We start from the raw sequence: 7,727 nt of genomic DNA, 5'->3' as shown, positions 1-7,727 counted from the left end.
CGCGGTCGGCCTCATCAGCGACCCGGAGTTCGCCGAGCAGGTGCTGGTCGACGGGCGCGCGGACGTCGTATTCCTGGGCCGCGCCGGACTGCGCGAGCCCGCCTGGCCCCAGCGCGCGGCCGCCGAGCTCGGTGTGAACTGGCGCGATGCGCCGTACCCGCCGCAGTACACGCGCGGCAAATGGTGAGCCCCGGAGCCTAGACGCCAGAATCCAGACGCCAGAGTCCAGACGCCAGAATCCGGAAGAGCGTTCCGCGCACATCCGCCGAGTAGAAATGCGCGGAACGTCCTTCTCGATGGATCCACCGGGGAACGCGATGGATCCACCGGGGAACGCGACGGGCCCGCCGGGGCGGGAGCTAGAGGTCCAGCTCGATGTCCGAGCTGGCCATGGACGTGCACACGGTGATCCGCTCCTGCACGACGGCGTCGGTCGCACCCGCGGCCGCCCGGGACTCCGCGCGCGTGGTTCCGCTGAGCTTGCCGGTCACGCACGCCTTGCACAGTCCGCGTTCGCATCCGGTCGGGACGGAGATGCCCGCCCGGCCCGCCGCCTCGAGGAGGGTCGTGGCCCCGTCGATCTCGACCGAGGTCCCGCTGCGACGGAAGCGCACGGTGTAGCGGCTGCCGTCGTCCGCCGGTCGCTCGAGTTCGGGGGCGGTGAACGACTCGGCGTGGAAGCGCTCGGCCGGTTGCCCGAGGTCCCGCAGCCACCCGCGGGCCAGATCGATCATGGCGGCCGGCGCGCACACGTAGGTCTCGCGCTCGGCGGCGTCCGGGACCAGACTCCGCAGCAGCTCGGGGCCCAAGCGTCCGGTGGTCAGGCCGTCGCGCTCGGACGGGGCGTCGGTGAACAGGTGCAGCGTGATGCCCGAGTCGCGGGCCAGTCGGCGGAGCTCGGCCTCGTAGATCAGCGAGCGCTCGTCTCGGTTGAAGTAGAGCAGGGTCGCGTCGGCCCCGGCCCCGGCTTCGCGGGCGATGCGGCGCAGCAGGCTGATGATCGGCGTGATGCCCACCCCACCGGCGATGAGCAGTGACGGGGTGGCCGGGGAGTCCATCGCGAAGTCTCCCGACGACTGCGGCACGCCGACCAGCGTGAGGTAGCGCCCCGCCTTCAGCGTGTCGTTCACGCGGGCGGAGACCCGACCCCCTGCGACCCGCTTGACGCAGATCTCCAGGGCGTCCGATCCGTCGAGCCGCGAATCGGTGCTGTCGCGGACGAGGCTGTACTGACGGACCAACTCGACGCGGCCGGTGGCGGTGCCGGTGCCGGTGCCGTGGTCGTCGTCGTCGACCTCCACCCGTACCGACACGTACGCCCCGGCGTCCCACTCCACGTCCTCCCACCCACGCGGCCTGGCCAGGCGCACGGAGAGCGCGTCACCCCCGGCGACCGGCGTCGCGGACAGGACCCTCGCCGGGACATTGTGGAAGCGCGGCTTGTCCAGGTACGGGGACTCGGGCAGGGGTCGGTAGGTGAAGCCCGAGATCACGCGGCGCCCGAGCGCGAGGGGGTCACGCAGCAACTCGGCCGGCCGCCCGAACTCCCGCTCGCCGAACGGCACGGACAGGCCCGTGAGCGTCTTGGCGATGAGCGGCACCGTCTCCAGCAGCGGGGTCTCGTGATACGGCAGCCCGTACCGGGCGGCGATGGCGCGCACCTCCGGCGCGATCCTGCGCTGCATGGACGGCGGCAGGTCGGGGAACAGGTGGTGCTCGACGTGCGTGTCCAGGCCGCCATAGAAGATCCGCAGGTCGGGACGGTTCTCGAACGGCACCTCCTCCTCCAGGATGCGGGTCAGCGCCTCGTCCATCTGCGGGCTCGGCAGGAAGTTGCGGGTCGCCCGGATCTGCCGCTCGTAGTACTGGTCGGGGGTCTCGTCGGGGCCGGGATCGGTGAACAGTTCCAGCTCGCCCGCGTGGTGTTCGATGAGCACCAGGAACAGCACGGACATGTAGCCCGCGACTCCGCCGAAATAGTTGGCCACCAGGGTCGGGAGCGGCTTCCATCCGGAGCGGAAGGGCTCGTCCACGAATCGGCGGCGCGCGTCCCGGCGGGCGATCCTGGCCGGCGATCGCAGGGTGTAGGCGCTGAAGAACGGGTGGCGGTCGACCTTGCGCGCGATGTTGGCCAGGAAGAACGGTGCCGCGACCGGGGCCATGGCGGCGAGCGCGGAGATGAACGCCACCTGCCCGAGGTGGTGGCCGTACCAGTCCTGGCCCGCGCTGCCGCGGAAGACGCTGTAGCCGAGGTCGTGGTCCTTGCCGACGATGTTGGTGTTGGGGTGGTGGCCCGCGTGGTGCATCGTCTTCCAGTGGCCGGTGTCCACGTTGAAGTCCCAGTCGTAGCGGTCCGAGTGGTACTCGCCGTTGTCCGGCAGGTGGTCGTAGCTGCCGTGGACGATGTTGTGGCCCAGCTCGGAGAACTGCATGAGCCGGTACATCATCTCCAGCGCGGTGGCCCGGCGGATCGCGCGCGGACCCCCCTCGCGCAACAGCTCGCGGCGGCGGGCGTCGATCGCCTGCCCGTAGGCGGTGACGTGGCGGATGTGGTCCAGGTCCTCCTTGCCCACCTCGGCCTTGGCCCGCGCGTAGAGCTCCCCGATCGCCTCGGCCAGCCCGGTCGGTCCTGCCGATTCGGTACCCGTGCGGTTGTCGCTGGCGAGAGTCATGGATGTGACGGTAGCCACCGACGAGGGCCGGGGATAGGGCGTCGGCGGTCGCACATTTGGCATTTTCGGTCACCCGGCGGTGTGCGTTGCTACGGTCGGGCGATGACCTCGCCGTCGGACTCCGCGTCCCCCGTGTGGGCGGTGCCCCGCGGCACCGAGGGGATCCGCATCATGGTGGACGGCGGCGTCGCACGCGGGATGACGACGAGGGAGTGCCTGGCCGGGACCGGGCTCGACCCCCTGGATCTCGACGACGAGACCGCGCAGATCTGGGCGCATCAGGAGTTCGTGGTGATCCGCAATCTCCTGGGCCGGCTCGGGGACCGACCGGGTCTGGGGGCCGGAATCGGCGCGCATTCGACCCTCGGGCGGACCGGCGTCATCGGCTTCATGATGCTCGCGGGTCCCACCGTGCGGGCCGCGCTCGATCGGGCCATCCCGTACCTCGCGCTCTCGCCCACGCACCTGCGGTTCTCGCTCGACGAGGATGCCGCCGCCGGGACCGACCCGGAGGAGGCCTTCCTGGTCGCCGCGGACGACGAGATCCCCGCGGATGTACGCGCCTTCGTGGTGGAACGCGACCTGGCGGGGTTGGCGGCGGCCCTGCGTGGAGCCCAGATCGACGTCGGCACCACCGGCCTCGAGACGACCCTCGGCCCGGAGAGCGCCGTGATCCTCGGTGAGGCGTGGGGACTGACCGCCGACGAGGTCCGGCCACACGCGGAGCGGAACCGTCTGGTGATCACCCGTGAGCGGCTGGACGCGCGGCTGCCGCAGGGCGACGAGAACACGGCGAAGCTGTTCGAGAGGCAGTGCCGCGACCTGCTCGACGACCGGGTGGCGCGGGTGGGCGTGGCGGGGCAGGTCCGCAGTCGGCTGCAGCACGAGCGCTTGAGTTGGCCGTCGATGGCGGAGGTGGCCGGTGAGCTGCACGTCGATGTCCGCACCCTGCGTCGCCGCCTGGCCGCGGAGGGGACCTCGTTCCGGCGGGTGCTCGACGAGGTGAGGCATCATCGGGCCCTGGATCTACTGGCGCTGCGTGTACCCGTGGCGGAGGTGGCACGCGAGCTCGGGTACTCCGAGACCGCCACCTTCACCCGGACGTTCACCAGGTGGGAGGGCGTCCCGCCCAGTCGAGTACGGCGTTCAGCGGAGACCAGCGTTGACTAGGGTCGTGGAGACCGGGCCATGCGGATCGGGCACCGTTCCGGGGACATCGGCCGCCTTCCGACCACGACCCCAGGAGACCTGAGTTGAACCTGTTCGAGACCCTCAAGGATCGCTGCCGCCCCGAGTGGGAGGCCTACACCCGGCACGAGTTCGTCGAGGAGCTCGGGAGCGGGACGTTGCCCCTCGAGGTGTTCCGCGACTATCTGATCCAGGACTTCCACTTCCTGGTGCAGTTCGCGCGCGCCAACGCGTTGGCCGCGTTCAAGAGCCGCACGCTGGCCGACATCACCGCCGCGCACCAGGCCACGGGGGCGATTCTGGCCGAGACCGAGCTGCATCTGCGGCTGACCGAACGCTGGGGAATCCCGCGCGCCACCCTCGAGGCCGCCGCCGAGAAGCAGGCCACCGTCGCCTACACCCGCTACGTACTCGACTGCGGCATGGTCGGCGACCTGCTCGACCTGCACGTGGCACTGGCGCCGTGCACGATCGGTTACGCCGAGATCGGCGCACACCTGCAGCCCCGGCTCACCGAGCGCGGCAGCACGGAAGAGCCCGGCACGGGAGAGCGCGGCCGGGCCGGGCACCCGTACGGCGAGTGGATCGCCGAGTACTCGGGCGCGGAGTTCACCGCCGCGTCCCGCGCCGCGATCGCACAGCTCGACGTGCTGTCCGGGGGAGGGCTGACCGACCGCCGTCTCGACGAGCTCACCGAGGTGTTCCGCACGGCCACCAGGCTGGAGGCCGACTTCTGGCAGCAGGCGCTGGACAGCACAGTCGGCCGCTGACCAGCGGAGATCGGAAGGTGGCTCCGCCACTCAGGACCCCACCGAGCCGAGCGATCCCATCGGCCCCGTCGGAAGCGGCAGGTCCGCCGGCATCCCGGCGGGAGTGGTCCCCTTCTCCGCCATCTGCGCCAGCAGGACCGGCAGCATCTCGGCGAACATGTCGGCACGGAACTGCAGCGGGGCGAACGGGTTCGCGAGGTTCCGCAGTTCCAGGGGGTCCGCCGCGAGGTCGTACATCTCGAACACCGGGGGCTCGACCCACTGCGGATCGAAGTACATCGTGAACTTGCGGGTGCGGTCCCGGACCGTGCGCAGGTGGTTCGGCTGGGTGACCGAGGTCTGCCCGTCGGGTTGACCGATGTTGTCGTCGTCGAAGACGTAGTGGACGACGTCCTGCACCTCTCGGGTCGGCGCCCCCGGGTTCTCGACGGCGTCGGAGATGATCGGCGACAGGTCGGTCCCGCGGAAGCCGAAACCGGCTCGCACCTCGGGCGCCACCTCGGCGATCGTCGCGAGGGTGGGCATGAGGTCCACGAGACTCGACAGGGCATCGGTCGTCACCCCGGTCGGGAACAGCCCGGGGTTGCTGATCACGAGCGGCACCAGCATCGTCTCCTCGTAGGCGTTGAACACCTTCTGGCGCATCCCGCCGTGGGACATGGCCATCTCGCCGTGGTCGGAGACCTGGATGATGATCGTGTCCCGCCGCAGGTCGTTGCTCTCCACCGCGTCGATGACGGCACCGATGTGCTGGTCCACGACCTGCTGCATGTACGCGTAGAGATTGGCGTAGTTGCGGGCCTTCTCCTCGCCCACCAGGGCGCCGAGCCCGACCTGGGAGGCGAGGTTGATCTGGGTCTGGGCGCGGGGCTTGTGGTTGAGCGCCAGCACCTCGGTGAACGTCGGCGGCAGGTCGATGCCCATCTGGAAGCAGCCCGGTGCCGCATCGAGGTAGTTGGTACCACCGTCCGGCATCGTCAGGTCCCAGGTCTGCGGATAGGCGAGGATGTCGTGCGGGTTCGCAAAACTGGCGACCAGTGCGAACGGCCGATCCGGGTCGTTCGGCACCGAGTTCAGGAACCCCACGGCCTCGTCGGCGTAGCGCTGGTCGTTGTTCGCGGTTCCGCCACCGAAGTTCTCCGGCTTGATGTCCTGACCCGCCTCCGGCGGGCTCCAACCGTGGAAGCCGAAGGACTCGACGTCGGCGGGAGTCGGGTCCAGGCCGTCCGCTCCCTTGCTCATGTGCCACTTGCCCCGGTAGTGCACGTCGTACCCGGCCGAGGCGAGCAACCCGGCCATGTTGGGCGTGGTCGGCGACAGTTGCGGCTCCGCATCCGACAGGCTCCCGCCCGAGGTGAGGGTGCGGTAGACGCCGTGCTGGGCGGGGTAGACACCGGTGAACATGGTGCTGCGGCTGGGCGAGCACATCGTGGAGTTGCAGGCGTTGAGATTGAAGGACAGGCCGGTGTCGATCAACCGCTGGCGCTGCGGCAGGTTCTGCGCGGCCCACCCCTCAGGCCAGAACATCGGCCGCCGTTCCTGATCGGTCATGATGATGACGATGTTGGGTCGCCGGCGGATCCGGCCCTCGCCGACCGCGGCGCCGGCGGCGGGCGTGGTGCCCGGGATCGCCGAGGAGCCGAACGCGGCGCCCGCGGCACCCGCGGCGAGGAGGAGGCCGGTGCCGCCGAGGAAGGTGCGGCGGGGGATCGACGCGCCGGGGGGAGCGGGAGACGTGGAATGGGACGACGACGAGGTGGGCGACTGCGACATGGTGGACCCCTGGATGACCCGGCCGAGCCAACCCGGGGACCGCGCGGGCGATCTGGGAGGGCGGTCCCGGGGGTCGACCGGGGTGGTGCCGGATGCTTCGGATCGCGGCGATCCCGCGAATGCTGGGTGCGCTTACCGCCCGCTGTGGTGAAGGTTTTCTGAGAATAGCGCCTCATTCAGCTGCGCAGTGCGGATCGGGCGGGTCTTGCCGACGCCGAGGCCGCCACGTATGCCCGGACGAGCGTGCTCGCCTGCCTGCGAAGCTCTGATCGGTCGTGGTTCGGGCTCGACCCATATACGCTCGGTTCATCCTGATCCGACTAAAGTGAAAGGACGAACCAATGATCATTCTTGGCGCAATTCTCTTGATCCTCGGATTCCTCTTGGACATCCCCATCCTCTGGACGATCGGCCTCGTACTCGTGGCGATCGGCGTGATCCTCTTCATCCTCGGCGCAGCCGGCCGGGCGGTCGGTGGACGTAAACACTGGTTCTGACCCCGGGTCCAGGCCCGTCGACAAGAGCGTTCCGCACACATCGCCCGGGAGGCGGGTGTGCGGAACGCTCTTGTCGTTGGTGGCGGTGGAGAGGTGGTGGCCGCTCAGAGCGGAATGACGGCCACCTCGTCCCCCGCCGCCAGTGAGGTCTCGTCGGCGGGGACCTCGATGAGTACATCGGCCCGGGCCATGGACGCGACGAGATGCGAGCCCGGGCCGGAGACCGGGTCGACCGTGGGGATGCCGGGCAGGTCCCCGCCGGAGGGCTCGGCGGCCAGGGCACCACGCAAGTACTGCGTCTTCCCGGCGGGGGAGCCGACCGCGCGGGAGAGCCGGGCCCGGGTGGTCGGCACGGGCACGCGACCGACTGCCTCGAGGATGACCGGACGCAGCAGCACCACGAACGACACGAGAGCGCTCACCGGATTGCCCGGCAGGCAGACCACAGGAACATCCCGCCACGACGAGAGCCCCTGCGGACCGCCGGGCTGCATGGCGACCGGGGCGAAGCGGGCCCCCTCGCGGTCCGCCAGGACCTGACGCACCACCTCGGCGTCGCCCATGGACACCGCCCCGACGGTCACCACGAGGTCGGCGTCCCCGGCGGCATGGTCGAGCGCCGCGGTGAAGTCGTCCCGGTCGTCACTGCTGATCACGGTCGCGGTGACCTCGCACCCGCAGGCCTTGAGCGCCGCGGCGAGCGTGATCGAATTGGACTCCCAGATCTGGCCCGGCTCCAGGGGCCGCCCGGGCGCGACGAGCTCGGCGCCCGTGGCCACCACGCCGACCCGCGGTCGCGGACGCACGTCGAGGCCGGACTCCCCGAG

The 7,727-nt window shown here is 70.5% G+C and carries 6 protein-coding genes and 1 pseudogene; 4 read left to right on the top strand and 3 right to left on the bottom strand.

The window, feature by feature from the left end; all coding sequences use genetic code 11:
* Nucleotides 1-187, top strand: a pseudogene (locus G6028_RS02050) (NADH:flavin oxidoreductase/NADH oxidase); the annotation flags it as partial.
* A gap of 172 nt (nt 188-359) precedes the next feature.
* On the opposite strand, the gene G6028_RS02045 reads toward G6028_RS02050, so the two are convergent.
* Nucleotides 360-2,672: a fatty acid desaturase gene (locus tag G6028_RS02045; protein ID WP_182657894.1), complete on the bottom strand. Its 2,313-nt coding sequence runs from the start codon at nt 2,670-2,672 to the stop codon at nt 360-362.
* 102 nt (nt 2,673-2,774) lie between these two features.
* Here G6028_RS02045 and G6028_RS02040 point away from each other — a divergent pair, with 102 nt between their 5' ends.
* Together G6028_RS02040 and G6028_RS02035 are read left to right on the top strand one after the other, a co-directional pair.
* On the top strand, nt 2,775-3,842 hold the full coding sequence (locus tag G6028_RS02040; protein WP_182657893.1) for an AraC family transcriptional regulator: 1,068 nt from the start codon (nt 2,775-2,777) through the stop codon (nt 3,840-3,842).
* A gap of 83 nt (nt 3,843-3,925) precedes the next feature.
* Complete coding sequence (locus tag G6028_RS02035) at nt 3,926-4,630, top strand: TenA family protein (RefSeq protein ID WP_182657892.1); 705 nt, start codon at nt 3,926-3,928, stop codon at nt 4,628-4,630.
* A 30-nt stretch (nt 4,631-4,660) separates the two neighbouring features.
* On the opposite strand, the gene G6028_RS02030 is transcribed toward G6028_RS02035, so the two are convergent.
* Nucleotides 4,661-6,403, bottom strand: a complete 1,743-nt coding sequence (locus G6028_RS02030) for a sulfatase family protein (protein ID WP_182657891.1) — start codon at nt 6,401-6,403, stop codon at nt 4,661-4,663.
* Between the two features lie 341 nt (nt 6,404-6,744).
* Between G6028_RS02030 and G6028_RS02025 the strand changes: the two genes are divergently transcribed.
* Complete coding sequence (locus G6028_RS02025) at nt 6,745-6,900, top strand: DUF6131 family protein (protein ID WP_179524124.1); 156 nt, start codon at nt 6,745-6,747, stop codon at nt 6,898-6,900.
* A 104-nt stretch (nt 6,901-7,004) separates the two neighbouring features.
* Here G6028_RS02025 and G6028_RS02020 read toward each other — a convergent pair.
* Nucleotides 7,005-7,727, bottom strand: a 723-nt coding sequence (locus G6028_RS02020; protein ID WP_182657890.1) for a molybdopterin molybdotransferase MoeA, incomplete at its 5' end; no start/stop codon positions are given.

This window comes from Dietzia cercidiphylli (genome assembly GCF_014145145.1).
Classification (GTDB): domain Bacteria; phylum Actinomycetota; class Actinomycetes; order Mycobacteriales; family Mycobacteriaceae; genus Dietzia; species Dietzia natronolimnaea.
The sequence above is the reverse complement of the archived record's forward strand: the minus strand, read 5'-3'. Positions and strand labels throughout refer to the sequence as shown.